General features: G+C 62.9%; 22 protein-coding genes and 1 pseudogene. 18 read left to right on the forward strand and 5 right to left on the reverse strand.

The window, feature by feature from the left end:
* Positions 1-147 precede the first annotated feature (147 nt).
* The 3 genes from ACODTD_RS27595 to cueR all read left to right on the forward strand — a co-directional run bounded on the left by ACODTD_RS27595 (position 148) and on the right by cueR (position 3,412).
* Entirely contained in the window at positions 148-531 is a 384-nt protein-coding gene (locus ACODTD_RS27595; protein WP_064379277.1) for a hypothetical protein, read from the forward strand.
* A gap of 77 nt (positions 532-608) precedes the next feature.
* Positions 609-3,002: a heavy metal translocating P-type ATPase gene (locus ACODTD_RS27600; protein ID WP_489105394.1), complete on the forward strand. Its 2,394-nt coding sequence runs from the start codon at positions 609-611 to the stop codon at positions 3,000-3,002.
* The gene (gene cueR / locus ACODTD_RS27605; protein ID WP_011332302.1) at positions 2,999-3,412 is read left to right on the forward strand and encodes a Cu(I)-responsive transcriptional regulator; all 414 of its coding nucleotides are present in this window, start codon (positions 2,999-3,001) and stop codon (positions 3,410-3,412) included. The genes ACODTD_RS27600 and cueR overlap by 4 nt, the downstream gene beginning before the upstream one ends.
* Here the strand turns inward: cueR and ACODTD_RS27610 are convergent.
* Both ACODTD_RS27610 and ACODTD_RS27615 read right to left on the reverse strand, forming a co-directional pair.
* Complete coding sequence (locus ACODTD_RS27610) at positions 3,366-4,583, reverse strand: MFS transporter (protein ID WP_489105395.1); 1,218 nt, start codon at positions 4,581-4,583, stop codon at positions 3,366-3,368. The two genes, cueR and ACODTD_RS27610, sit on opposite strands and share 47 nt — an antisense overlap.
* 56 nt (positions 4,584-4,639) lie before the next feature.
* Positions 4,640-5,536 (reverse strand): PA4780 family RIO1-like protein kinase, encoded by an 897-nt coding sequence (locus ACODTD_RS27615; RefSeq protein ID WP_011332300.1) that lies wholly within the window; start codon positions 5,534-5,536, stop codon positions 4,640-4,642.
* 598 nt (positions 5,537-6,134) lie between these two features.
* On the opposite strand from ACODTD_RS27615, the pseudogene ACODTD_RS27620 reads away from it, so the two are divergent.
* Together ACODTD_RS27620 and ACODTD_RS27625 are read left to right on the forward strand one after the other, a co-directional pair.
* Positions 6,135-7,067, forward strand: a pseudogene (locus ACODTD_RS27620) (cache domain-containing protein); the annotation flags it as partial.
* A 129-nt stretch (positions 7,068-7,196) separates the two neighbouring features.
* Positions 7,197-7,925: a methyl-accepting chemotaxis protein gene (locus tag ACODTD_RS27625; RefSeq protein ID WP_371320909.1), complete on the forward strand. Its 729-nt coding sequence runs from the start codon at positions 7,197-7,199 to the stop codon at positions 7,923-7,925.
* A 206-nt stretch (positions 7,926-8,131) separates the two neighbouring features.
* On the opposite strand, the gene ACODTD_RS27630 is transcribed toward ACODTD_RS27625, so the two are convergent.
* Entirely contained in the window at positions 8,132-9,409 is a 1,278-nt protein-coding gene (locus ACODTD_RS27630; protein WP_134333955.1) for an acetyl-CoA C-acetyltransferase, read from the reverse strand.
* 177 nt (positions 9,410-9,586) lie between these two features.
* Between ACODTD_RS27630 and ACODTD_RS27635 the strand changes: the two genes are divergently transcribed.
* The 4 genes from ACODTD_RS27635 to ACODTD_RS27650 all read left to right on the forward strand — a co-directional run bounded on the left by ACODTD_RS27635 (position 9,587) and on the right by ACODTD_RS27650 (position 15,590).
* Positions 9,587-10,939 carry a 3-oxoacyl-ACP reductase gene (locus ACODTD_RS27635; RefSeq protein WP_489105396.1) on the forward strand — a complete coding sequence of 451 codons (1,353 nt, stop codon included), beginning with the start codon at positions 9,587-9,589 and terminating at the stop codon, positions 10,937-10,939.
* 2 nt (positions 10,940-10,941) lie between these two features.
* On the forward strand, positions 10,942-11,796 hold the full coding sequence (locus ACODTD_RS27640; RefSeq protein WP_011332296.1) for a MaoC family dehydratase: 855 nt from the start codon (positions 10,942-10,944) through the stop codon (positions 11,794-11,796).
* 306 nt (positions 11,797-12,102) lie between these two features.
* Positions 12,103-13,791, forward strand: a complete 1,689-nt coding sequence (locus ACODTD_RS27645) for a collagen-like triple helix repeat-containing protein (protein ID WP_489105397.1) — start codon at positions 12,103-12,105, stop codon at positions 13,789-13,791.
* Positions 13,792-13,925: 134 nt separating this feature from the next.
* Complete coding sequence (locus tag ACODTD_RS27650) at positions 13,926-15,590, forward strand: ShlB/FhaC/HecB family hemolysin secretion/activation protein (protein WP_041475131.1); 1,665 nt, start codon at positions 13,926-13,928, stop codon at positions 15,588-15,590.
* A 509-nt stretch (positions 15,591-16,099) separates the two neighbouring features.
* Here ACODTD_RS27650 and ACODTD_RS27655 read toward each other — a convergent pair.
* Positions 16,100-16,507 (reverse strand): response regulator, encoded by a 408-nt coding sequence (locus ACODTD_RS27655; RefSeq protein WP_011332293.1) that lies wholly within the window; start codon positions 16,505-16,507, stop codon positions 16,100-16,102.
* Positions 16,508-16,592: 85 nt separating this feature from the next.
* Complete coding sequence (locus tag ACODTD_RS27660; protein ID WP_041475130.1) at positions 16,593-16,793, reverse strand: Flp family type IVb pilin; 201 nt, start codon at positions 16,791-16,793, stop codon at positions 16,593-16,595.
* 337 nt (positions 16,794-17,130) lie between these two features.
* Here ACODTD_RS27660 and cpaB point away from each other — a divergent pair, with 337 nt between their 5' ends.
* From cpaB to ACODTD_RS27705, 9 genes are all read left to right on the forward strand, one after another.
* Positions 17,131-18,069, forward strand: coding sequence for a Flp pilus assembly protein CpaB (gene cpaB, locus ACODTD_RS27665; RefSeq protein ID WP_201817332.1), 939 nt, complete (start codon positions 17,131-17,133; stop codon positions 18,067-18,069).
* Between the two features lie 21 nt (positions 18,070-18,090).
* Complete coding sequence (locus ACODTD_RS27670; RefSeq protein WP_011332290.1) at positions 18,091-19,359, forward strand: type II and III secretion system protein family protein; 1,269 nt, start codon at positions 18,091-18,093, stop codon at positions 19,357-19,359.
* Positions 19,356-20,546, forward strand: coding sequence for a CpaE/TadZ family protein (locus ACODTD_RS27675; protein WP_011332289.1), 1,191 nt, complete (start codon positions 19,356-19,358; stop codon positions 20,544-20,546). The genes ACODTD_RS27670 and ACODTD_RS27675 overlap by 4 nt, the downstream gene beginning before the upstream one ends.
* Positions 20,543-21,814, forward strand: coding sequence for a TadA family conjugal transfer-associated ATPase (locus ACODTD_RS27680; protein WP_489105398.1), 1,272 nt, complete (start codon positions 20,543-20,545; stop codon positions 21,812-21,814). Before ACODTD_RS27675 ends, ACODTD_RS27680 begins: the two co-directional genes overlap by 4 nt.
* Before the next feature lie 10 nt (positions 21,815-21,824).
* On the forward strand, positions 21,825-22,706 hold the full coding sequence (locus tag ACODTD_RS27685) for a type II secretion system F family protein (RefSeq protein WP_011332287.1): 882 nt from the start codon (positions 21,825-21,827) through the stop codon (positions 22,704-22,706).
* Positions 22,703-23,593: a type II secretion system F family protein gene (locus ACODTD_RS27690; RefSeq protein ID WP_011332286.1), complete on the forward strand. Its 891-nt coding sequence runs from the start codon at positions 22,703-22,705 to the stop codon at positions 23,591-23,593. The genes ACODTD_RS27685 and ACODTD_RS27690 overlap by 4 nt, the downstream gene beginning before the upstream one ends.
* 11 nt (positions 23,594-23,604) lie before the next feature.
* A complete protein-coding gene (locus ACODTD_RS27695; RefSeq protein ID WP_011332285.1) occupies positions 23,605-24,294 on the forward strand; it encodes a tetratricopeptide repeat protein in 690 nt (229 codons plus the stop codon).
* Between the two features lie 11 nt (positions 24,295-24,305).
* Positions 24,306-24,578 carry a DUF3613 domain-containing protein gene (locus ACODTD_RS27700; protein WP_011332284.1) on the forward strand — a complete coding sequence of 91 codons (273 nt, stop codon included), beginning with the start codon at positions 24,306-24,308 and terminating at the stop codon, positions 24,576-24,578.
* Between the two features lie 355 nt (positions 24,579-24,933).
* Positions 24,934-25,302, forward strand: coding sequence for a DUF6124 family protein (locus ACODTD_RS27705; RefSeq protein ID WP_011332283.1), 369 nt, complete (start codon positions 24,934-24,936; stop codon positions 25,300-25,302).
* Positions 25,303-25,564: the final 262 nt, after the last annotated feature.

The raw sequence follows: 25,564 nt of genomic DNA on the forward strand, positions 1-25,564 counted from the left end.
GAATGACTCCTTTGAGTGAGGTTGCCGGCAGTTTCGGGCTTGCCACGATGGCAAGGTCAAGTTCTGCAAAAAACTGCCGGGCTGGCAATCGGCGCCGCGCTCGGCCAAGCTGCGTGCATCAATGACTTGAATTCAGGAGATTCAGCCATGCGCTGGTCAGCTTTCAGCCTGTTTGGCGTACTCAGCCTTTTTGCCGCAATCCCTTCGGTGCAGGCCGCCGGGGAAGATTACGGGGTGCTGATCATTTCCCGCGAGCGCCTGGAAGTCGCGACTTCCTGCGAAATCGGCGTTTACATTCAGGATCAACTGTCGGCGCGCCTGTTCCAGGAGCAAAGCACCTCGTTCAACCTGCCGCCGGGCAATGTGTCGCTGCGCCTGAAGCTGCTGCCGGGGCAAATGCCGGGCTGCAACCCGGGCATGCTCGCGCCGGGCTCGCAGGAGATAAAACTGCATGCCGGTGACATCCTGAAATTCCGCATCGCGATGAACCAGGAAGGCATGTACCTCAAGCCGACCGGCCTCGGTTACTGACACTTTCGGATTGGCGCTTGACCTTGCCAGCATGGCAAGGTTGATCCTGTAGACCTCTTCTACAGGGAGTAAGACCGATGTCCGATTCCATCACGTTCGATCTGCCCATCAGCGGCATGACCTGCGCCAGTTGCGCCGGCCGTGTCGAGCGGGCGTTGAGCAAAGTCAGCGGCGCCAGTGCCGTCAGCGTCAACCTCGCCACCGAACAGGCCCGGGTGCAGGCCCCCGGCGACAGCCTGCCGGCGTTGATGGAGGCGGTCGAACGCGCCGGTTACAGCGTGCCGCAGCAAACCGTGGAATTGAACATCGACGGCATGACCTGCGCCTCCTGCGTCGGTCGCGTCGAACGCGCCCTGAACAAGGTTGCGGGGGTGAAAAGCGTCAGCGTCAATCTCGCCAATGAACGCGCCCACCTCGAATTGCTCGGCGCGGTCGACCCGCAAACCCTGATCGCCGCCGTGAGCAAGGCCGGCTATTCGGCCAGTCTCTTCGAACTCGAACACCCGCAAACAGACAATCGCCAGCAACGCCTGAACCATGAGCGCTGGGCGTTGATCTGCGCCATCGCCCTCGCCTTGCCGTTGGTGCTGCCGATGCTGCTGCAACCGTTCGGCATTCACTGGATGCTCCCGGCCTGGGTGCAGTTCGCCCTCGCCACCCCGGTGCAATTCATCTTCGGCGCACGCTTCTACGTCGCCGCTTGGAAAGCCGTACGCGCCGGGGCCGGCAACATGGACTTGCTGGTAGCGCTGGGAACCAGCGCCGGATACGGCCTGAGTCTCTATGAGTGGGCCACCGCCGCCGGGCGCATGCCGCACCTGTATTTCGAGGCCTCGGCAGTGGTCATCGCGCTGGTGCTGCTTGGCAAATACCTGGAAAGCCGTGCCAAACGCCAGACCGCCAGCGCCATCCGTGCTCTGGAAGCGTTGCGGCCAGAGCGGGCAATTCAAGTCATCGATGGCCGCGAACAGGACGTCGCTATCAGCGCCCTGCGCCTCGGTGACCTCGTACTGGTCAAACCCGGCGAACGTTTCCCGGTGGACGGCGAAGTGCTGGAAGGCCAGAGCCATGCCGACGAAGCGTTGATCAGCGGCGAAAGCCTGCCGGTGCCCAAACAACCGGGCGACAAGGTCACCGGCGGGGCGATCAACGGCGAAGGCCGCTTGCTGGTGAGCACCACGGCGCTCGGCGCGGAAAGCGTGCTGGCGCGGATCATCCGTCTGGTGGAGGACGCCCAGGCCGCGAAAGCACCGATCCAGAAACTGGTGGATAAAGTCAGTCAGGTGTTCGTGCCGACGGTTCTGCTGCTGGCCCTGGCCACGCTGATCGGCTGGTGGCTGTACGGCGCGCCGCTGGAAACCGCGCTGATCAACGCCGTCGCGGTGCTGGTGATCGCCTGCCCTTGTGCCCTCGGTCTGGCGACACCCACCGCGATCATGGCCGGCACTGGCGTGGCCGCGCGGCACGGAATTCTGATCAAGGACGCCGAAGCACTGGAACGTGCCCATGAAGTCAGCGCCGTGGTGTTCGACAAGACCGGCACCCTGACCTCCGGCACGCCACGCATCGCACATTTCAGTGTAGTCGACGGTGACGAAAACGCCCTGCTGACAGCCGCCGGCGCGCTGCAACGCGGCAGCGAACATCCGCTGGCCAAAGCTGTACTGGATGCCTGTAGCGAGCGCAATCTGACGGTGCCCGATGTCAGCGACAGCCAGTCCCTGCCCGGGCGCGGCATCGCCGGCAGCCTCGATGGTCGGCGCCTGGCCCTGGGCAACCGGCGCTTGCTGGAAGAAAGCGGTCTGAATGCCGGAGACCTGAGCGAGTCCGCAAAGGCTTGGGAAACCGAGGGTCGAACGCTGTCCTGGCTGATCGAGCAAAGTCCGGCGCCCCGCGTACTCGGCCTGTTCGCCTTCGGCGACACCCTCAAGCCAGGCGCGCTGCACGCGGTGCAACAACTGGCCGCCCAGCACATCCACAGCCACCTGCTGACCGGCGACAACCGCGGCAGCGCCAGGGTGGTCGCCGAAGCGCTGGGCATCGAAAACGTCCATGCCGAAGTGCTGCCAGCGGAGAAAGCCGCCACCGTCGCCGAGCTGAAAAAAACCGGCGTCGTGGCCATGGTCGGCGACGGCATCAACGACGCCCCGGCACTGGCCGCTGCCGACATCGGCATCGCCATGGGCGGCGGCACCGACGTGGCGATGCACGCCGCCGGCATCACCCTGATGCGCGGCGATCCGCGGCTGGTGCCGGCCGCGCTGGAGATCAGCCGCAAGACCTATGCGAAGATCCGCCAGAACCTGTTCTGGGCCTTCGTCTACAACCTGATCGGCATTCCGCTGGCGGCGTTCGGCTTCCTCAATCCGGTGCTGGCCGGTGCGGCGATGGCCTTGTCGAGCGTCAGCGTGGTGAGCAATGCGCTACTGTTGAAAACCTGGAAACCCGAGGATCTGGAGGACAACCGATGAACATCGGCCAAGCGGCCCGCCACAGTGGCCTGAGCGCGAAGATGATCCGTTATTACGAGTCGATCGGTCTGCTCAAGGCTGCCCATCGCACCGACAGCGGCTATCGCATCTACGGCGATGACGACCTGCATACGCTGGCATTCATCAAGCGTTCGCGGGACCTGGGCTTTTCGCTGGAGGAAGTCGGCAAGCTGCTGACCCTCTGGCAGGATCGCCAGCGCGCCAGCGCCGATGTGAAGGCCCTGGCCCGCCAGCACATCGACGAGCTGAATCAGAAGATCCGCGAACTCGGCGAACTGCGCGACACCCTGCAGGATCTGGTCGAGCACTGCCACGGCGACCATCGCCCGGACTGTCCGATCCTCAAGGAACTGGCGTCGGGCTGCTGCGCGCAACCCGCGCGCGCCTGAGCAGCAGGATTTTCATCGACAGCACTGTGGCGAGGGGAATGCCGTGGAACAGCAGCACCACGGCACCCGGCGCCCACCACTCATAGAACGGTGCGGCGATCAGCATGCCGACGCCGAACCCGGTCATCTGCAACAGCGTCAGGAAACTGAAGATCGGCAGGCGCAAGGGCTCCGGCTCCCGTTGCAGGCGTGACATCAGGCCGACCTCCGAGAATCCGTCACCCAATCCGGCCGGCAGCGAAAACAGCAACAGACCGACAACGCTGTGCTGCTGGAACATCAGGATGAAGCCGCAGGACATCAGCAGCACGCCACCGAAATAGCGGCGCTCGAGATGAACGTTTTCCGAGCCGTTCAAACGACTGGCGATCCGCGCGCCGAGCAGCTTGCCGGCGGCCCACACCGCGAGCATCAGGCCCAGCGTGGTGCTGGCCGAGTCCGGCGTCAGCAGTTTGGAGATGATCGGAAAACCGACGTTGTGCGCAGCGCTGCCAAGGGTGTCGGCCATGGTCACCGCCAGCATCGCCGCCACCACCGGAGCGCTGCGCAGGCCTTGCAACAATGCCGACCATTCACCCTGTCTAGCGCTGGATTCGGCCACCGGCTCCGGTGCACTGAACCGCAGCGGCGCAATCAACACTGCCGCCAGCAGATAGGTCACCGCGTTCAGCGCGAACACGGTTTCAAAACCAAACCCCGCAACCAACAACCCGGACACCAGACTGCCGCCGACCATCGCCATGGACGAGGCGGACGTGATCCAGGCATTGGTCTTGAGCAACTGCGCCGGCTCGATCAAGCGCGGCAACTGGCTGTTGAGGCCGATGGCGAACATCGAATTGCCAAAGCCCAGGCCGAACGCGATCAGCGGCAGCAACAACGCCTGCTGACTGACCGGCACGATGAGCAACAGCCCGAGCACAGCGGCGCGCAGCAGATCGAAGGCCATCAACGGCAGACGGCCACTGCATCGACGATAGAACGCGGTGCCGATCAGACTCGCAAAGATTCCGCCGCCCACGCGACTGGCGAGAAAAATCCCCACGCTCATCGCGCTGTTGCTCAGCAGGTAGACATAAGTGGCCAGCGCAACCATGTTCAGGAACGCGCCGAAATCGGAAATCAGCCGGGCCGTGATGATCAGCCGGGCATTGCGGGAGGTGGTGGTCACAATCAATCCTTGAATGTGTAAAACCCGGCCGAAGCCGGGTTTTCTTTTTCAGATGCTCACTGCATCCACGGTGGCGGAGGCGGTTCGTCGGACTTGCCCTTGGGCTCGTCGTCCGCCGCGCGAATGGCTTGCTTGCGCTCCTCATCCAGACGCGCCGCTTCGATCTCGCGCAGCACCCCGCCGACATCGGCCAGGTCCTCGGGATCGTCGAACTCGCCGGTCAGCACGCTGGCCGGGTGCAACGTACCCGCTTCGTACAACGCCCACATTTCCTTGGCGTATTTGGTCTTCTTCAACTCCGGGGCGAAGCGACCGAAGTACGAAGCCATGTTGCCGACGTCACGCTCGAGCATGCTGAACGCGTGGTTGTTGCCGGCGGCGTCCACCGCTTGCGGCAGGTCGATGATGACCGGGCCGGTCGGTGTCAGCAGCACGTTGAACTCCGAGAGGTCACCGTGCACCAGACCGGTACACAACATCAGCACGATCTGCGAAATCAGGAACGCGTGATATTCGCGGGCCTGATCCGGCTCCAGCACCACGTCGTTCAGACGCGGCGCGGCATCGCCGTATTCGTCGGCCACCAGCTCCATCAGCAGCACGCCTTCGAGGAAGTCGTACGGCTTGGGCACACGCACTCCGGCGTTGGCGAGGCGGAACAGCGCCGCGACTTCGGCGTTCTGCCAGGCGTCTTCGGCTTCCTTGCGCCCGAACTTGGAACCCTTGGCCATGGCCCGGGCCTGTCGGCTGTTGCGAACCTTGCGGCCTTCCTGATACTCGGCCGCCTGGCGGAAACTGCGTTTGTTCGCCTCCTTGTAGACCTTTGCGCAACGTAACTGATTGCCGCAGCGCACCACATAAACAGCTGCTTCTTTGCCACTCATGAGTGGACGCAGCACTTCGTCGACCAGACCGTCCTCGATCAGGGGTTCAATGCGTTTTGGAGTCTTCATCAGCTTTTATTGTGGGTCCTTTATTACCAAACACGCGAATGTCACTCGTTATACGGCAATCCTCGCATCGCGGGGAGGGGTTGCCGACCTGTGAACCTGAAGATGCACACACTGTGCCGGATAAACCGGGCCGATCCGCCTCTTTATCGACCGCTGCGAATCATAGCCGAGGCTGCCGAAGTTGTTGGCGACAGGACTTGAGGGCATTTGCGACAGAATCTGACATCCCGCTGCACACAGCTCGTAAGAATTTTCTCTGCCGGCCTCAATTTCCCTCTCGTGCGGCCGAATTCCTCTGTGACAGAGGAATTTGTCCGACAATCGTTCCCAAAAAAAATGTCGATGTCGCACCCAAGGAAACGGGTGAGAAATAGGTTTTTCGGCTGCCAATAACCGCGAGTCATCTGCACTGCGTGGGCCTACAAGAAAATCTGGAGCGCGGATGAACATCAAACAGAAGTTGACCTGGGCGTTTGCAATCATCGCCTGCTTGCCCGTGGTGCTGGTCGCCACGCTGGTGGTACTGAACCTGCGCAGCGATGCCCGGGACGATTTTGTCGACAGCAGCGGGCGCGAGATCCGTCAGGTCAGCAATGCCATGCAGCTGTTTTTCGACGGCATCAGCCAGAACGTCGATTACCTGGCGGCGCAACCATTGGTCAAAAACGCCGACGGCAGCGTGCGCAGCCGCATGAGCGCCAACGCTTCCGACACCTCGGATGGCGAGATCGACAAACAACTGTTTGCACTGTTCGAGGGGCTGGCCAAATCCCACCCGGCCTACTCCTACGTGTCCTATGGATTGAACAGCGGCGGCTATGCCTTCTGGCCGGGCGATCCGAAGATGGCCAACTACGACCCGCGCACCCGCCCCTGGTACAAGACCGCCATGGCCAACCCGGGCAAGACCCTGCGCACCGAAGCCTACTACTGGGCCGGCGATGACGCGGTACTGGTCAGCACCGTGCGCGCGGTCGCCAACCAGTTGGGTGCCCAAGGTGGCGTGGTCAACATTGACGTGTCGCTCAAGCAGCTGACCGAGATCGTCAAACAGATCAAGCTCGGCGAAAGCGGTTATCTGATGCTGATGGAAAACACCGGCACGGTGCTGGTCGATCCGAAGCAACCGGAGCACAACTTCAAACGACTCGACAGCCTCGGCGACGGCTACGCGCAACTGGCCAAGGCCGGCAAAGGGCTGGTGGAAGTCGAGCTCAACGGCGAACGCTACATGGCCAACGTCTGGCCGTCGGAACAACTGGGCTGGACCTTCATCGGCCTGATCAAACAGAACGACGTGATGAGCTCGGCCACTCAACTGACCTGGCTGATCGCAATCATTGCTGCCGTGCTGGCGGTGATCTTCGCGGTGGTCGGCGCCAGTTTCGCCAGCCTGATCGTGCGGCCGATCCGCAGCGTGGCCAGCGGTCTGGAAGGCATCGCCCAGGGCGAAGGCGACCTGACCAAGAACCTCGACATCCGTGGCAGCGACGAAACCGCGCAACTGGCCAACTGGTTCAACCAGTTCCTTACCGCGATCCGCAGTCTGATCCAGCACATCGGCGGCGCAGCGGGAAAAATCCTCGCCACTTCGCAGAGCTCGACCCGGGTCTCCGGCGACATGGCCGAAGCGGCCGGGCGCCAGCGCGAAGCGGTGGACATGGTCTCGACCGCGTTCCACGAAATGGTCGCCACCGCCAACGAAGTCGCCCGCTCGTGCAGCCAGGCGGCGGAGTCGGCCGACAGCGGCCAGCGCCAGGCCCGCGAAGGTCAGCAGCAGATCGATGCGGCGGTGCACAGCGTCGATCAACTGAGCCAGGAGCTGGAGCAATCGGCGCAGTCGATGCAGCAACTCGAGCGCGACAGCAACGACATCCAGTCGATCCTCGGCACCATCCGCTCCATCGCCGAACAGACCAACCTGCTGGCGCTCAACGCGGCCATCGAAGCAGCGCGGGCCGGTGAGCAGGGGCGTGGTTTTGCGGTAGTGGCCGACGAGGTTCGCGCACTGGCCAAACGCACGGCGGATTCGACGGCGGAAATCGACGGGCTGCTGGGCAACCTGGCCAAGCGCACCAGCGCGGTGACCCAGCAAATGCGCGCCAGCCTCGATGTGTCGCAGCAATCGGTGGCACGCATCGGCGAAGCGCGGGAGAGCTTTGGTCAGATTCGTGAGTCGGTGGATGTGATTCGCGATATGAACACGCAGATTGCTACGGCGGCGGAAGAGCAGCATCAGGTGGCTGAGGACATCAATCGGCACATCAGCCAGATTCATGGTGATGCGCAGTTGGTGGCGGAACTGGCGAATTCGGCGCGGCTGGATTCGCAGAGTCTGGCGGGGTTGTCGAATGAGCTGGATGGGTTGGTGCGCAGGTTCCGGACTTGAGATTGGGGGGAGCCCTGAAAAGCCCCCTCACCCTAACCCTCTCCCGGAGGGAGAGGGGACCGATTGGGGGATATTGGAGAAGTACGCCGACCTGAAAGATTTGCTTTGAATCCATAGTCGATTCGGTCTTTCAGGTCGACGTTTAGCGCAAGACAACTCGGTCAGTCCCCTCTCCCTCCGGGAGAGGGTTAGGGTGAGGGCTGCTTTTAGCGCTCGACGATGGCAGTCACCCCCTGCCCCCCCGCCGCACAAATCGAAATCAACCCCCGCCCCTGCCCCGCCGCATCCAGCAACTTCGCCAGGTTCGCCACAATCCGCCCGCCGGTTGCGGCAAACGGATGCCCCGCCGCCAGCGAGCTGCCCTTGACGTTCAAGCGGCTGCGGTCAATCGAGCCCAACGGCGCGTCCAGCCCCAGCCGGGTCTTGCAGTACTCCGGATCTTCCCAGGCCTTCAACGTGCACAACACTTGCGCGGCAAATGCTTCGTGGATTTCGTAGTAGTCGAAGTCCTGCAAGGTCAGGCCATTGCGTGCCAGCAACCGCGGCACCGCATACACCGGAGCCATCAGCAGCCCTTCGGCGCCGTTGACGAAATCCACCGCCGCTGCTTCGCCGTCGCGCAGATACGCAAGGATTGGCAGACCACGCTCCTTCGCCCACTCTTCACTACCCAGCAACACCACCGAGGCGCCATCGGTCAGCGGCGTGGAGTTGCCGGCGGTCAGCGTGCCCTTGGCGCTTTTCTCGAAGGCCGGCTTCAGGGTCGCGAGTTTTTCCAGGGTCAGGTCCGGGCGCAGGTTGTTGTCGCGGGTCAGGCCGAGGAACGGGGTCATCAGGTCGTTGTGCCAGCCTTCGCTGTAGGACGCCGCCAGTTTGTGGTGGCTTTCGAAGGCCAGTTGATCCTGTTCTTCGCGGGGAATGTTCCAGGTCTGCGCCATCAACTCGCAGTGCTCGCCCATCGACAGGCCGGTGCGCGGTTCGCCGTTGCGCGGGAATTCGGGGATCAGGTGTTTCGGGCGCAATTGCAGAAAGGTCTTGAGCTTGTCGCCGGTGGTCTTGGCGCGGTTGGCTTGCAGCAGGATCTTGCGCAGGCCTTCGCTGACGCTGATCGGCGCGTCCGACGTGGTGTCGACGCCGCCGGCAATACCGCAATCAATCTGGCCGAGGGCAATCTTGTTCGCCACCAGCAACGCCGCTTCCAGGCCGGTTCCGCAGGCCTGCTGAATGTCGTAGGCCGGGGTGGCCGGTGACAGGCGTGAGCCAAGCACGCACTCGCGGGTCAGGTTCATATCCCGTGACAATTTCAGCACCGCCCCTGCGACCACTTCGCCGATGCGCTGGCCGTGCAGGTTGTAGCGTTCGATCAGGCCTTCGAGGGCGGCGGTGAGCATCACCTGATTGCTCGCGGTGGCATACGGCCCGTTGGAGCGGGCGAACGGAATACGGTTGCCACCAATGATCGCGACGCGGCGCAGCTGACTCATGAAATGCTCCTTGTGAAATATCCGGTCTGAAAATCGAGCGCTGAAAACCCGGTCGGGCCACAAAAGCGCCGAGGGCAAACTACTCTGCTGTTCTAGCGTAGGCCTTATTGCGTGGATCGAACGATTGATTGCCCTTCGCAGTCCACACTTTGAACCCCATCTTCTGGAGAGCGTTCCATGTCTGACCGCTATATCGACTTCGCCAACTCGTCCATCGGCCACCGTCTGGTCGGAGCTCTGGGCCTGCCGTCGCCGGTGCGGCTGGAACGCTGGCAGGCCGGGCGCCTGCGGCCAGTGGAGGGTGCGCTGCTGATCGGCGGCGGGCCGCTGGCCGAGCGGGTCAGTGCATTCGCCAATCGGCTGACCGATGCCATTTATCGCTACGGCGATCAGCCTGCGTCTGCCACTCAATGGATTCCCGGACATGGCCCGAAACTCAAGGCCGTGGTGTTCGACGCCAGCGATCTGCAGCACACCGACCAGCTCAAGCAACTGCGCGAATTCTTCCAGCCACTGATGAAGAACCTCGACAGCAGCGCGCATCTGGTAATCCTCGGTCGCGCCCCGGAAAACCTGCGCGAACCGTTCGCCGCCAGCGCACAACGGGCACTCGAAGGTTTCTCCCGCTCGCTGGCCAAGGAGCTGCGCAGCGGCGGCACGCTGCAACTGATCTACGTCGGCGAAGGTGCAGAGGATCAGCTCGAAGGGCCGCTGCGGTTTTTCCTCTCGCCGAAAAGCGCCTTCGTCTCCGGGCAAGTGATTCGCCTGAACCCTTGCGCCACGCCAGTGACCGACTGGACGCGCCCACTGGCCGGGCGCAAGGCGCTGGTCACCGGTGCGGCGCGCGGCATCGGCGCCTCGATTGCCGAAACTCTGGCTCGCGACGGCGCCGAGGTGATCCTGCTCGACGTACCGCCAGCCAAGACCGATCTCGAAGCCCTGGCGGCTCGCCTCGGCGGTCGCGCCATTACCCTCGACATCTGCGCCGAAGACGCCGCTGCGCAACTGATCGAACAGCTGCCGGACGGCCTCGACATTCTGGTGCACAACGCCGGCATCACCCGCGACAAGACCCTTGCCAACATGACCCCGGAATTCTGGGACGCGGTGCTGGCGGTCAATCTCAACGCCCCGCAAGTACTGACCAAGGCCCTGCTCGACAGCGGCACCTTGCGCGATAACGCCCGGGTGATTCTGCTGGCGTCGATCAGCGGCATCGCCGGCAATCGCGGGCAGACCAATTACGCGGCGAGCAAGGCCGGACTGATCGGGCTGGCCCAGGCCTGGGCGCCGACGTTGCTGGAACGTGGCATCAGCATCAACGCCGTGGCGCCGGGGTTCATCGAGACCCAGATGACTGCGCACATTCCGTTCGGCCTGCGTGAAGCCGGGCGGCGCATGAGTTCGCTGGGCCAGGGCGGCCTGCCGCAAGACGTCGCCGAAGCCGTGGCCTGGCTGGCCCAACCGGGCACCGGCGCGTTCACCGGACAAGCGCTGCGGGTGTGCGGCCAAAGCGTTCTGGGAGCCTGACCATGACCATCGAATGGCATACGCTGCACCACGAGCCGAGTCTGCCGGGGCTGTATGCCCGGGCGGCGACCCGACGCAAAATCACCGGCACCACCCTGCCCGACAGCGGTTTGCGTTGCGCCGTCGAGGTGGAGGGCAAACGTCTGGCGGCGTATCGCAAGGTCTGCGGTTTCGCCGATGACGGTCTGCTGCCGCCGACCTATCCGCATATCCTGGCGTTCGCCCTGCAGATGCAATTGCTGACCGCCAAAGAGTTTCCGTTCCCGCTGCTGGGGCTGATTCATCTGAGCAACCGCATCCGCATATTGCGGCCAATGGGCGGGATCAGTCGCGCGCAAGTCAGCGTCCGGGTGCATAACCTGCAACCGCATCCGAAGGGCGCGACCTTCGATCTGCTGACCACCCTCGACGATCAACTCGGGCCGTTGTGGGAAGCCGAAAGCCAAATGCTCTGTCGCGGCGTGAAGCTTGAAGGTGAACCGGTCGAACGGGCCTGGGAGCCGACGCTGCCCCTCGCGCAAGTGGCGCAGTGGAAGGCGCCGGCGGACATCGGCCGGCAGTACGCGAAAGTCTCCGGCGACTACAACCCGATCCACCTGAGTGCCGCCAGCGCCAAGTTGTTCGGTTTCCCTACAGCCATCGCCCACGGTTTGTGGAACAAGGCCCGCACACTGGCGGCACTGGCGGATCATCTGCCCAAGGCCAACCTTGAGGTCACCGTGCACTTTCGCAAACCGGTGCGGCTGCCGAGCGAGGTGAGTCTGTTCGCCAGCGCGGCCGGTTCCAGCGGTGAGTTACGCCTGATCGGCGCCGGGGATCTGGAGCACATGGTGGGCAACTGGCAGCCGGTAGCCTGACATCGAGGCCGGGAAAACCTGCTCAATTGTGTATATATCACTAAAGTTTTCCCGCGCCGCGTACATCTTCTTCGCCAATAACCAGCCTTGATTTTCAAGGCTTTTTTTTGCGCGCCTATATCCTCGGTATTAGTCGTTAGGCGGCACTCGCAGCCCCCTGCATAAAGGCGTTAATACCAACTTGAGAATGGCGTGGATCCGGCCTTGCGACTGATATGAGCACAACGGACGAAGGCATTGCCGGCAACAGAATCGGCGGGCCATCGAAGTCAACGAACGTTGTGACAGGTGCAAGGAATACCCAACATGAAAACTCAAGAGTGGTGCAAATCGGCAACAGCGCTGACATTGATTCTTTCCCTGAGCCTGGCCGGCTGCAGCAGCGGCGGTGGCGGTCATCACAGCAGTTCCGGCAGCTCCTCCCCGGACAGCGCCGCCGCGGGCAGTGGTGGTACGGGCGCAACCGGAGGCACGGGGGACACAGCCGGGACTGGCGGAACAGGTGGAACGGGCAACACCGGTGGTACGGGTGGAACCGGCGGGACCGGGACTGGTGGCACGGCTGGCACTGGTGGTACCGGAGGAACCGGTGGCACGGGCGGTACCGATCCGACCAATCCAACTGATCCGACTGACCCAACGAACCCGACCAACCCCACCACCCCTACGCTGGTGACGACCACCCTGGTACAGGATGTCGGCAACACCGTCAGTGGTGTGGGCGATGGTGTCGGCCAGGTGGGCGACTCTCTCAGCACGGTCCCGGTCGTTGGAGGGGTGGTGCAGAGCGTTGCCAATACCGCTGGCAATGTGGTCGGCACGCTGGGTGATGGTGTGTCCAATGGCATCGGCAAACTGGCCAGCACCCCGAATGGCGTGGGTGTAACCGCCTCGGCGGTCGGCGGAGTGGTGCAGGATGTTGGCAACGGTGTTTCGGATGTCAGTGGCAAACTGGCGACCGCCACCGGCAGTATTCCGGTAGTCGGCGGGGTGGTGACCAAAGTGGCACCGGTACTCGACGGCGTTGGCGAAAAAGTCACGATGCTTGGCGACACGCTCAGCACCGCCACGACCACCGGACCGCTCGGCGGACTCACCACCCAGGTCAGTCAGAAACTGGTGCCGGTGATTGCCATGGTTGAAAGCACCACCGACAAACTCGGGAGCACCACCGGTCTTGGTGCCCCCCTCAACGGCGTTCTCCAGAAAGTCGGCGGTACCGTGGACGGTCTCGGTGACAACGTGACAGCGGCCGGCAAGGGCAATGCCCTTACCAACACCCTCGGCGGTGCGCTGAGCAACGTCGGCACCACAGTCGGCAAGGCCGGCGGGCTGGTAGCCAACGGCACGGGTGGCAATTCGGGCGGTATCGGTGGCAGTCTCGGCGGCACCGGTCTGCTGCAAACGGTCGGTGGCGCCGTGGCCAATGTCGGTGCCGGTCTGGGAGCCGGCAACACTACGCTGAGCGCACCCGGCAATGTGCTGGTATCGACAGGCAACACCGTGGCTTCGCTCAACACCGCACTGGGTGGCTCCGGCACCCCCATCACCACACCCACCACGGCACTGGCCAGTGTCGGCAACGCCGTCGGCGCAGGCCTGAGCCCTGTGACCAGTGCAGTGACCAGCCTGACGCAAAACGTCGGTAATACAACCGGGCTTGGCGGACCTGTAGCCGGTCTCACAGCGCAAGTGGGTGGCGCCGTGAGCAATCTGGGTGGCACTCTCGCCGGCACCACAACCAATCCGGTAGTCGCTGCAGTCGGTGGTACCGTCGGCACGGTGGGCAGCACGGTAACCGCCGTCGGCGGTCTGCTCAACGGCGGTGCGGGTACACCGGCCACGAACCCTGTAACAACCGTCGTCAGCAACACTGTCAATACCGTCGGCGGAGCGCTCACAGGCGCCACCAACGGCGGCAGCGGCGGCAGCGGCGCAGGTCTGGGCGGCGTACTCGGTGGTCTCACCGGCGCATTGGGAGGTAACAAACGCTAAATTGCACCTGGCCGATTCGACGGCCGAACCTACAGCGCCTACGCTTGGTTGAGGGCGGAAGATTCCCACGAGTCTTCCGCTTTTTTCTTAGGAGAACACCCGCCCGGTGCCGGGGGTTGAACATGGAGTGTCCTATGCGCGTTATGGCATCCCTGCTGTTTCTCAGTCTCAGTTCCTCTGCCCTTGCCGACACCCTGCCGAGCTTTCTCAACAGCAACGAAACGATCCGCAACCTGCCGGTGCCGAACCTGCCCGCCGATGCCTATCGACCGGGTGCTGCGCCACTGCAAGTGCCGGAGCCCGGCGCCTCCGAGCCGTTGATGACGAGCACGAAGATCCGACTCAATACCGTGCAGATCGAGGGCGGCACGCTTTATCCGCTGAATGAACTGGCAGAAATCTACAAACCCCTGATCGGTCGTGAAAGCAGCCTCGCCGACCTGATCGAAGCCACCCGCACGATCACTCGACGTTATCAACAGGACGGCTATCTGCTGTCCTACGCCTTCCTGCCACAGCAGACCTTCAATGACGGCGTGGCGCGCGTCGTACTGGTGGAAGGCTATGTCCGGGACGTGCAGATCGCGGGCGACGTGGGGCGGGTCAAAGCCCTGCTCGACCGACTGGCCGCCAAGCTCCAGGCCGAGCGCCCTCTCACACGCAAGACGTTCGAGCGCTACACCACACTGATGACCCGCATTCCCGGCGTGACGATTCAGGCCCAGGTGCCACCGCCCGGCACCACCGATGGCGCAACCACGCTGATCGCCCAGGCCAGCCGCAAACCGTTCACCAGCACCCTGAGCACCACCGAAGACAACCGCAACGGCACCCAGGCTTTGCTCGGTATCAGCAGCAATTCAAAAACCTCGATGGGCGAACAGCTGAGCCTCAGCGGCCTGTTTCCACCGGGGGATGACCATGAGCGTTACTACCGGCTGGACTACAACCAGTTCATCAACGACGAAGGTGCGCAACTGAGCCTGTCGGCCTCACGCTACCGGGCCGATCCCGGCACCAACGTACTGCTGAATAACGGTCTGGAACTCAAGCCGCATCGCGAAAATGATCGTTACTCCCTCGGCTTCAGCCTGCCGTTGATTGCCGCTTCGGATGAGTTGCTGACAGCCGGATCGCGCCTGTACGCGGTCAACGACAAGACCCGTTACAACGTCATCGGCTACCCGCTGAGCGTCGAAGAACGCACCGACATCCGCGCACTTGCCTTCGAAAGCGACTGGCGCAAGGCCGATGCCCGGCAACTGCGAATTCTCAGTGGCGGGGTGTATCAAGGCTTCGACAGCCTTGGAGCGCACACCAACAACAGCGCCATCGACCTGGATTTTTTCCGGGTGCGTCTGTCGGGGGTGCAGAGCGACAAGTTCTTTGATAACTGGCAAGGCGTACTGTCAGCCGCGTTGTATTGGAGTGACGACACCCTGCCCGACAGCGAGCGCGCCGTATTCGGCGGCCAGAACTTCGGCCGCGGCTATCCCGACGACCAGGCGTCCGGCGACAAGGGCTGGGGCGTGGCTTACGAAATCAACTACAGCTTCAACCGCGATGGCAACTGGGTGCGCATCCTGCAACCGTACTTCGTGCTCGACCGCTCCCGCAGCTGGTTCAATGAATTGCCGGTGCAGGCCAACAACCTGTCATCAGCGGCGTTCGGCCTGAGATTCGGTGACGCCAAGTACTACAACATCGCCCTGGAAGCCGCCAAGGCGATGTCCGATGAAGCGCTGGATACGTTCAACCGCAGACCACGCTACAGCATCAGTTTCAGTTACCAGTTGTAAGCCGCTTGATCGCCGGCGAATCCCAGATCGGAACGCAGAGCGTCCCAGGCTGCATTCCCACGCAGAGCGTGGGAACGATCAAACAAAAGCAGTCCGCTTTCGCTTATCGCTTATCGCTCCTCACCACTCAACACAATGAGCGTTAGCTCGAGTACCGCTTTTGATCTACGGGCGACGTCGGAAGGCTGAGTGGAGGGATTCATCCGGGGGGGGGAGCGCAGCGACCGTTTGGCGAAGCCAAACACATCGAGAGGAGGTGCAGCGAAGCAAACCGTAGGCGATGCCCCCGGATGAAACCCGGAACGAAGGAACCCCGAGCCCCAGCGAGCGGGCCGAACGCAGGAGCAAGCGTTTTTTTGCTTACTTTTTGACTGGGCCGGCACTCCGGGCGTTTGTCAAAAAAGTGAGTCGCCGTAAGGGCGAAACCGCCAGCAGGCGCACCCGCAGAAACGGATATTCACCCAAAACCCCAACAACATGGTCGGCCCAAAGGCCGCCAAGTCAAACCCTCAAGAAACATTCACCCGAGGCTTGGGAAACAGATTATCCAGCGTCTCAAGCAACCGAACGTGATAAATCGGCTTGCGAAACAGATCCAGTACCTGCAACCGCAGCATGTCGCTCACATCCTCCATGTCCGCATGCCCGGAAGTCACAATCACCGGTAAATGCTGGCGCGAGGTGTGTTCGCGCAATCGCTTTATCAGCGACATGCCGCTTTCCTCCGGCATGCGCAGATCGGTAATCACCAGCGCGATATCGGGATGCCGGGTCAAATGATGCAGGGCCAGTTTCACCGAGGTCGCGGTATGACAGACAAAGCCCTCCCCCTCCAGCAACTCCGCCAGTTCCAGCAGTGCGTCCTCCTCGTCATCGACCAGAAGCAACTGTTGGCGGGGCGTATGGGAGAAAGACATAGGGCGATTCCTGCGATGGACTAAGCGCTGACGTTAGAACCCCTTGGGCGCATTCGCAAGTTGCCGGCCATGGCTGCCTACCCGATCAGAGTGCGGCCTGAATGGTGTTGAACATCGTGGTAATGGCGGTCGAGATCGGTGTCACGAATGCGGCCAGCGCCACCGCCACCATACCGGCGATGATCGCGTACTCGATACCCGACGCCCCTTCGGTGTCCTTGACCAGGCCTTTGTAAAAAGTGATCTGGGACTTGATTGTCTGCACGGTTTTTTTTGCGAAGGACATGACTGATTCTCCTTGAAGGCACCGGGTGTTATGCGTTCGCAACATGATTTCCCCGTGCCAGCATCAGCATTGTCGGCAATGTCCGGACCTACAACTGTAAGAACGGATTAACACCAAAGTATTAGCGACCCATACAACGGCAAAAAACCATGTTTGGCGCTTTAGTCCCCTGCTTTCGGCGGATATTTCGGCCCGCGTAATGGCATTTTGTTCGGGCTGCGCTACCGTCAAATAGCGAAATAGTTACTCGTTCATAGCTGCCTGATTGCGAAGTTATCTCGTTGGACGTCACGGGTTGTTGCAAGAGACAGAGCGCAGCGGGAAAGGGAGAGCCGTCATGAACAGTCGCGTCACTCTGGGTCTGGCCGGCATTTTGTTGCTGGGTGCCGTCATCGCCGGTTACTGGGGGCTCAGTTTGAGTCGCCAGGCCCCGGCTGCCGAACCCGTGGTTGCCGCTCCTGCCAACCCGATCGCCCCCCCGCCACCGGTAGAAGATCCGACTCGCCAGCCGGTGGTGGTGCTGGTGCGCGATATCGCACCGTTCGTGACCATCACCGCCGCCGATGTCGCCGTGGAAAAACTGCGCACCGCCCCCGCCGGCAGCCTGGCCAGCGTCGATCAGGTGATCGGCCGCACACCCTGGCGCGCCCTGTCCGCCGGCACCTGGCTGACCCAGGAAAGCTTCGAGGCCGGCAGCCCGCTGGCGCGGATGATCCGTCCCGGCGAACGCGCACTGGCGGTCGCGGTGGATGAAGTGATCAATGCCGGCGGCCAACTGGCACCGGGGGATTATGTCGATGTGCTGCTGTTCTTGCGCAAGGATGAGAACAACCCGCAGCCGACCGCCCAACTGGTGGTGCCTGCCGTGCGGGTGCTGGGCGTGGGCAGTCAGATGGGCCTGACCAACAGCGGCCAGCCCGCCAGTCCCGCCCACAGCGAAGAAGAAAAACTCAAGCAGGAACAACTGCGCGCCGCCGCCCGCAGCGTGGTGCTCGCGGTGCCTGAGCCGTTGCTCAACCGCCTGATGCTGGCCTCCAGCGCCGGCGTATTGCGGCTGGCCGTGCGCAGCGCCGACGAACAACAACTGGCCCGCTACTGGGCCGGCGACAACAACGTCGCCGCCGGCCTCGACAGCCCTCGACGCGAGTTGATCGAGTTCAGCCAACTGTCGTTGACACCGCCACCCAAACCCATGGCGGTCGCCAGTCAGACCGTTCCAGGAAAACCGGCCGTGGAAGTGATTCGCGGCACCGAATCCGCCGAACCCACGCACTGAATCGAGCAAGGATGCACCTCCATGCGCAAACGCTTTACGCCCCTGTTCCACTGGCTGCAGTTTTCCTTGCTGAGCGTGGCTTCGATCGGCAGCGCGGCCGCCGCCACCGGCAACTGCGCTGCGCTTGCGCCGCTACCGGCCGTGCTGGAAGTCGGTGAAGGCCTGCAACAGGCCGTGCAATCGCCGGTGGCGATCACTCGGGTGGCCGTGGGCGATCCGAAGATCGCCGATGTGCGCGTGACCGGCGATCAGGGTGTGTTGCTCACCGGCGTCGGCCCCGGCGCCACCACGTTGATGATCTGGACCGCCTGCGCCAGCACACCGCGTCAAAGCATGGTGTTCGTGCAGGGCAAGGCCAGTGCGGCGATGACTGCGGCGGCGCTGCCGTCCAGCAGCGAACCGAACCTGCCCTCGCAAGTGCAGACAGACATCCGCTTCGTCGAAGTCAGCCGCACCAAACTCAAGGAAGCGGGTACGTCGATCTATGGCAAAGGCTCCAACAATTTTCTGTTCGGCGCCCCGGGCACCGTGCCGAACACCGGGGTCACGCCGGGTGTGGTTCCGTTGCTCAACATCGACCCACGCATCGCCGCGCCGAGCATTCCGCTGGCCAACGACATGTTCAACATCGTCTGGGGCGGTGGCAGCAGCAAGTTCCTCGGCATCGTCAACGCGCTGGAAGGCAGCGGTTTCGCCTACACCCTCGCGCGGCCAAGCCTGGTTGCCTTGAGCGGACAGAGTGCGAGTTTCCTCGCCGGTGGCGAGGTGCCGATCCCGGTGCCCAGCGCCAACAGCAACAGCTACTCCATCGAGTACAAGGAATTCGGTATCCGCCTGACCCTGACCCCGACCGTGGTCAGCAACGACCGGATCGCCCTCAAGGTCGCCCCGGAAGTCAGTGAGCTGGACTACAACAACGGCGTGACCATCGGCGGCACCAAAGTGCCGGCCTTCACCATTCGCCGCACCGACACCAGCATCTCCCTGGCAGACGGCGAAAGCTTCGTCATCAGCGGCCTGATCAGTACCCGCAATGCCTCGGAGGTGAACAAGTTTCCGGGGCTGGGCGACATTCCGGTACTCGGCGCGTTTTTCCGCAACTCGTCGATCAACCGCGAAGAACGCGAGCTGCTGATGATCGTCACCCCGCACCTGGTGCAGCCGCTGGCCGTCAACGCGCCATTGCCGTCGTTGCCCGGCGAGAAACTGCGCAATTACGACCCGAACTGGTATCGCCTGTACTTCCTGGAAAACGGCAACTTCGATAAACGCAGCGGGTTATCGCAATGAGCCAGAGCCTGAGCCAGACCTTTCTCGCCATCACCCGCAACACCACCGATCTCGAGTGGCTGCAAGGCGCGCTGGCGCCGCTGGGCCAGGTGGTCAGCGCCGGTGGCGGCAGCCTCGACGAACTGCTGGCGCTGGTCGACGTGACCTTCGCCAGCCTGGTGTTCGTCGGCCTCGACCGTGAACATCTGGTGGCCCAGAGTGCGTTGATCGAAGGCGTGCTCGAAGCCAAGCCGATGCTGGCGATCGTCGCCCTCGGTGACGGCATGGACAATCAATTGGTGCTCAACGCGATGCGCGCCGGTGCCCGGGATTTCGTGGCCTACGGCTCGCGCTCCAGCGAAGTCGCCGGGCTGGTGCGACGGCTGAGCAAACGCCTGCCGGCGGTGACGCCGAACGCCCAGCTCGGCGGATTGACGGTTCTGTACAGCATTCAGAACAACGCCGACGGTGCGCTGCTGGCCAATCACATGGCGCTGGTGGTGCAGAAGAGCGGCCAGCAGACCTTGCTGCTTGACCTTGGCCTGCCGCGCGGCGACAGCCTGGCCCTGCTGGGGCTGGAGAGTTCGTTTCATTTCGGCGATGCGTTACGTCATTTGCGTCGCCTCGACGCAACGCTGATCGACAGCGCCTTCACCAGTGCCGAGGCCGGGTTGCGCATTCTCGCCTATGCCCCCGGCGACGAACCGCTGGAACGCACCAGCGCTGCCGAGCTGTACATGTTGCTCAGCGCCCTGCGCCAGCACTTCCAGCACATCGTGGTGAACCTCACCGGCCAGCCCGACAGCGAAGCGCTGCGCACCTTCGTCAGCCATTGCGACAAGCTGCTGTGGTACACCGACCAGAACGTCCTCGACTGCCGACGCAACCTCGCAGTGCTCAATCTGTGGCGCGAAAAAGGCATGAAGCTTGATCACGGCCGGCTGCTGGTGGATCGCTACCTGCGCAATGTCGCGCCGGACTCCGACACCCTCGGCAGGACCTTCGGCCTGGAAGTCATCGCAGTGCTGGCCTACAGCCCGGAAGTGCGCCTGAATGCCAAGAACCAGGGCGTGACCCTGTTCGAACTCGCCCCGCGCGAAGCCATCAGCCAGAGTCTGCGCACCCTCGGCGAACGACTGGCCAAGCGCTCCGAAGGCCTGGCCAAACCCAAAGTCACCTGGTTCGATCGCTTGCGAGGCAGCTCATGAGCAGCGAGCAATTGTTTGGCGGGCCGCAGCGCAACGCCACCGGCAACACCGACCACGACGGCCTGAAACTGGTGCTGCACCGCTACATCATCGACGCCATCGAAGAATCGGGGAAAAACCTGCTGGAAGGCTCGCGGCAAGTGTTGTCGCAGTTCGTCATCGACAAGGTCGGCGAATACATCGCCCGCCTGCACCTGGCGATTTCCCGCTACGAAATGGAGCGTCTGGCTGAAGAAATCGTCGACGAGCTGACCGGTTTCGGCCCGCTGGAAGTGCTGCTGCGCGACAGCGCCGTGACCGAGATTCTGGTCAACGGCCCACACCGGGTGTTCATCGAACGAGAGGGCGTGCTGCACCTGAGCGACCTGCGCTTCATCGATGCGCACCACGTCGAACGGGTGATGCAGCGCATCCTCGCCCCGCTCGGCCGACGCCTCGACGAGTCGTCGCCAATGGTCGATGCGCGCCTGCCCGATGGCAGCCGGGTCAACGCGATCATCCCGCCGATCGCCCTCGACGGCCCGTGCCTGTCGATCCGCAAGTTTCGCAAGGATATGCTCAAAAGCACCGACCTGTTGGCGATGCAGACCATCGACCAAGCGATTTTCGATTTCATCGCCGAGGCCGTCGGCAAGCGCTGCAACATCCTCATCAGCGGCGGCACCGGCACCGGCAAGACCACCCTGCTGAACATTCTCAGCCAGTTGATCAACCCCCACGAACGGCTGGTGACCATCGAAGATGTCGCCGAACTGCAACTCTGCCATCCGCATGTGGTGCGCCTGGAAACCCGCCCGCCGAACGCCGAGGGCCACGGCGAAGTGAAGGCCAGCGACCTGATCCGCAACGCCCTGCGGATGCGCCCCGACCGGATCATCCTCGGCGAGATTCGCGGGGTCGAAGTGGTCGACGTGCTGACCGCAATGAACACCGGCCACGACGGTTCGATGAGCACGGTCCACGCCAACAATGCCCAGGACGCGCTGCTGCGCCTGGAAACCCTGGTGGGCCTGACCGGCCGCACCATTGCCGAACGCACCCTGCGCCAGATGATCTGCGCGGCACTCGACGTGATCATTCAACTGACGCGCATGCCCGACGGCCGCCGCTGCGTCAGCGAAGTGGTGGAAGTGGTCGGGGTACGCGACGACGTCTACGTCACCAACACCCTGTTCCGTCTCGACCGCCGCACCGGTTTCGGTTTTCTGCGTGAAGCAGTCAACCCGGCCGGTGACAAGTTGCGCCGCGAACCGGCGCTGTCACCGTGAGGACCACGACATGCTCAAACCGCTGTTGCTGATCCTGATCTGTATGGCGTTGCTCGGTCTGTCGCTGCGCCTGTTCTACAACGGCTGGCGCCAGAGCGGCACCGAACGGGTACTGGACCGCTTGAATCAGGGACAACCGCGACTGCTGGCGGAGAAACCGCGCTGGGCGGGACTGGAGCGCGCCTTTTTGCGGGCGGGTCTCGGTCACCCGGATCGTCTCGAATTGTGGTTGCTGCTGTGGGCCTTCGGCAGCGTGATCGGCCTGGTCATCGGCGGCTGGATCGGCTTTTTGTTGCTGCTGATGCTGCCACCGCTGGCGCTGCGCGTTTACGTCATTTGGCGCTATCAGCGACGGTTGCGACGGATGATCGAACAACTGCCGCAACTGCTCGACCACACGGTGCGCAGCCTGAAATCCGGACGCACCCTGGCCGACGCGGTACTGGGCGCGATCGACGCCAGCGAGGACCCGCTGAAACACGCCATGGGCCGGGTACAACGCAACGTGCAATTGGGGGTGAGCCTGCCGGAGGCCGTGGGCGATGTGGCCGAGCTGTATGAAAAGGACGAATTGCGCCTGTTCGCCGTCGGCCTCAAGGTCAATCACCGCTACGGCGGCAACGCCAGCGAACTGCTGGAAAACCTGATCCGGATGATCCGCGAACGCGACCAGGCATCGCGCCAGTTGCGCGCCATGACCGGCGAAACCCGCATCACCGCCTGGGTGCTCGGCCTGCTGCCGGTGGGGCTGGCCGGGTACTTTCTGCTGTCCAATCCCAAATACCTGATCGCCATGTGGAACGACCATTCCGGCCAGATGATGCTCGCCAGCGCCTTCGGCCTGCAGGTGATCGGCAGCCTGCTGCTCTGGCGGATGTTGCGCAGCCTATGACCATGCCTCTGATGATCAGCGCCCTGTTGATGCTGGGCGCTGCACTGTTGCTGATCAGCGGCCTGCTCGACCGCCGCCGTCGCTCGCGACAGGTCACGCGGCGGCTGGAAGGTGCGCTGCTGCGCGACAATCGTTTCGGCAACCTGCTGCAAGTACTTGGCGGCAGCGCCCTCGGCCAGCGCGCAGTCAAGCTCGACAACGAAACCCAGACCCTGCTCAACCGCCTCGGCTGGCGCAGCGCCCGCCAGCGCTCGCTGTTCGCCGCCTGCCAGATCGGTACGCCGCTGCTGTTGCTGAGCGTGGCGGTCTTGCTGCAAGGGGTGCTGTTTCCTCACATCGAGCGTCAATGGATCGCCCCGCTGTTTGCCCTCGGCATCGGCTACCTGTTGCCCAAACGCCTGCTGGCGATGGCCGCCGGCCGCCGGCAAAAACAACTGGCCACGGAAATCTCGACCTTCATTCCTTTGCTGCGCATCCTGTTCGAAGCCGGCATGGCCGTCGAGCAGGCGTTGCGCGTGCTCAGCCACGAAGGCCAGACGTTGCTGCCGGTGCTGACCCAGGAATTGCGCCTGGTGCTGGCCCGGGTCGACTCGGGCCTGGAACTGGGCGAGGAACTGAACAAGGCCACGCGCCTGCTGGCGGTGGACGAATTCACCGACACCTGCGTGATCCTTCAGCAACTGCTGCAACAGGGTGGGGGCGCGATGAAATCGCTGCTGGCGCTCAAGCAACTGCTCGATGACCGACGCCTGACCAGGCTGCAGGAATACATCTCGAAAATGTCCGCCAAAATGTCCGTCGTGATGATGATGTTTCTCTTCCCGGCGCTGTTGATCGTCCTCGCAGGCCCGGGCTTCAGTGCCCTGGCGCGGGCACTGGGCTCATAGAAGGAATCGCCATGAAAGCAATGATTGCCAGTTTGACCCTGCTGATGCTCGGCGGCTGCGCCAGCAACGGCCAGACGCCGTGGAGCGCCCTGAACCCGAACGCCGGTTGCGGCCCGTTGAGCCAGGAACAACAGCTGTCGATGACCCTGGCCGACGACATGGCCAAGGACGGCAAACTGCACGCCAGCCTGGCCAACCTGCAAAGCTTGCCGGACAACCTCGCCGACGTCCGCCTGCGCAAGGCCAAGGTCTATCGCCTGCTGGGACGCAGCGAAGCCGAACCGTTGTATCGCGGCCTGCTCGGCAGTTGCCTGGCCGCCGAAGCCGAACACGGCCTCGGCCAGCTCGCCGCCGCCCGCGCCGACTACGGCCAGGCCCAGGCTCACCTGCAACGCGCCGCCCGCCTGGCCCCCACCGACGAAAAAATCCGCAACGACCTGGGCGTGGTGTACCTCAACCAACTGCGCATAGAAGACGCCCGCTTCGAATTCCTCACCGCCATGGAACTCAAGCAGAGCGATTCGCTGGCCGCCCTGAATCTGGTGACGCTGCTGCTCTACCAGGACGACTGGACCCGCGCCGCCGAACTGGTCAGCCGCCTGAACCTGAGCCCTGAGCAATTCAACGAGGCCCAGACCCGCGCCCAGAAACTCAAGACCCCAAGCCCCGTCACCGCAGCCGCCACCGCGATGCTCAAATAAGGAGCCCCGCCATGAAAGCCACCGCGCTCTGCCTCACCCTCCTCGCCCTGCCCCTGACCACCCACGCCATCGACCCCGGCCCCGCCTCGGCGCAACAACAGGAAACCGAAGGCTGGCTGCTCCTGCAAAGCCGCAACAAAGCCGCCTCCACGAAACCCCAGACTAGCACCCCCAACGAACGCGAACTGAGCATGCAACGCTGGCTGAAGAGCTACACACACGAGATTCCGGAATTCTTTGATCAGAAGCAGGGTGGGACTGTGGACAGTGGGTCGGGAGGATAAACGCGGCGCAAGCACACATTTCCAAACGTGTTTGTCGTCCTACAGATGGCGTGATTTTGGGGGATGTTTCCGACGCGTCGCGTCGGTTGTCCCTCGGAAACGGGGTGGATAGGCTTTGGGGGTCGCTGACGCATCAGCGGCCGGGTCTGGAAAACCCGATTTCGACCAACCATACTCGTGGCATACTGCGGCCCTTTTCAGCTCGCAGTGTTATGGCGGCTGTGCGCGGGAGGCTCTTGGGCCTGCCGGGTTGGATGGTTGACCGGTTTTTCCAGTCCGTGCACAGCTGCCACCCTTTCGCCTGGAAAACGAAAGATGGCAGCTTCAACTCAACCAGCCATCGAGTAATGTTTTCATGAAGAAACCGACGCCCAATCCACCCGAAACTGACGAAACCTCTCCCTACGAATCCGCCGATTCCAGGAAACTCCACGAAGCCGCCGAACGCGCCCTCGATCACCACTTCAATCCCCTCCCGAAAAAATGCCCCGGCCGTAAACCGAGCCAGATGTTTCAGATCTCACCGGACATGGACGACGAAAGCCTGCTGGCCCACGCCTGCGAATCCCTGGCCTCGGCCAGCGTCATGGCCAGTGATGTGGCGGCCTATGTCGACTCACCGCAACGGCACCGGATTCTGGGGATACAACAAGTCATCATGCTCGCCGAACTGGCGGTGAATCGAGTACTGGATAACGTCGAGGTCAGTCGATATCCGGCATAAATGCTGATGAAATCTCTGCGGGAGAACGGTATGTGGTAGGTCAGTCAGGACGCTGCCCTCACCCTAGCCCTCTCCCGAAGGGAGAGGGGACCGACCGAGGTGTATGGGAGGGATACGCCGACTTGAGACACCGAGGTGAACTCAGGTTAAAAACACAAAACTCCCCCTGCTTTGGCTTGGCTTTGGCTTTGCCTCCCACCACTCAACACAATGAGCGTTAGCTCGAGTACCGCTCTTGACGTGCCGGCCCCATCGGAAGGCT

The sequence above is a fragment of the Pseudomonas sp. FG35 genome, assembly GCF_057809295.1.

Coding starts and splice junctions, on each gene's coding strand:
- ACODTD_RS27690 (WP_011332286.1), top strand. CDS start 22,703: ATGACCATGCCTCTGATGATCAGCGCCCTGTTGATGCTGGGCGCTGCA.
- ACODTD_RS27615 (WP_011332300.1), bottom strand. CDS start 5,536: ATGAAGACTCCAAAACGCATTGAACCCCTGATCGAGGACGGTCTGGTC.
- ACODTD_RS27660 (WP_041475130.1), bottom strand. CDS start 16,793: ATGTCCTTCGCAAAAAAAACCGTGCAGACAATCAAGTCCCAGATCACT.
- ACODTD_RS27645 (WP_489105397.1), top strand. CDS start 12,103: ATGAAAACTCAAGAGTGGTGCAAATCGGCAACAGCGCTGACATTGATT.
- ACODTD_RS27680 (WP_489105398.1), top strand. CDS start 20,543: ATGAGCAGCGAGCAATTGTTTGGCGGGCCGCAGCGCAACGCCACCGGC.
- ACODTD_RS27630 (WP_134333955.1), bottom strand. CDS start 9,409: ATGAGTCAGCTGCGCCGCGTCGCGATCATTGGTGGCAACCGTATTCCG.
- ACODTD_RS27650 (WP_041475131.1), top strand. CDS start 13,926: ATGCGCGTTATGGCATCCCTGCTGTTTCTCAGTCTCAGTTCCTCTGCC.
- ACODTD_RS27685 (WP_011332287.1), top strand. CDS start 21,825: ATGCTCAAACCGCTGTTGCTGATCCTGATCTGTATGGCGTTGCTCGGT.
- ACODTD_RS27705 (WP_011332283.1), top strand. CDS start 24,934: ATGAAGAAACCGACGCCCAATCCACCCGAAACTGACGAAACCTCTCCC.
- ACODTD_RS27595 (WP_064379277.1), top strand. CDS start 148: ATGCGCTGGTCAGCTTTCAGCCTGTTTGGCGTACTCAGCCTTTTTGCC.
- ACODTD_RS27655 (WP_011332293.1), bottom strand. CDS start 16,507: ATGTCTTTCTCCCATACGCCCCGCCAACAGTTGCTTCTGGTCGATGAC.
- ACODTD_RS27635 (WP_489105396.1), top strand. CDS start 9,587: ATGTCTGACCGCTATATCGACTTCGCCAACTCGTCCATCGGCCACCGT.
- ACODTD_RS27670 (WP_011332290.1), top strand. CDS start 18,091: ATGCGCAAACGCTTTACGCCCCTGTTCCACTGGCTGCAGTTTTCCTTG.
- cueR (WP_011332302.1), top strand. CDS start 2,999: ATGAACATCGGCCAAGCGGCCCGCCACAGTGGCCTGAGCGCGAAGATG.
- ACODTD_RS27600 (WP_489105394.1), top strand. CDS start 609: ATGTCCGATTCCATCACGTTCGATCTGCCCATCAGCGGCATGACCTGC.
- ACODTD_RS27695 (WP_011332285.1), top strand. CDS start 23,605: ATGAAAGCAATGATTGCCAGTTTGACCCTGCTGATGCTCGGCGGCTGC.
- ACODTD_RS27675 (WP_011332289.1), top strand. CDS start 19,356: ATGAGCCAGAGCCTGAGCCAGACCTTTCTCGCCATCACCCGCAACACC.
- ACODTD_RS27700 (WP_011332284.1), top strand. CDS start 24,306: ATGAAAGCCACCGCGCTCTGCCTCACCCTCCTCGCCCTGCCCCTGACC.
- cpaB (WP_201817332.1), top strand. CDS start 17,131: ATGAACAGTCGCGTCACTCTGGGTCTGGCCGGCATTTTGTTGCTGGGT.
- ACODTD_RS27640 (WP_011332296.1), top strand. CDS start 10,942: ATGACCATCGAATGGCATACGCTGCACCACGAGCCGAGTCTGCCGGGG.
- ACODTD_RS27625 (WP_371320909.1), top strand. CDS start 7,197: ATGGTCTCGACCGCGTTCCACGAAATGGTCGCCACCGCCAACGAAGTC.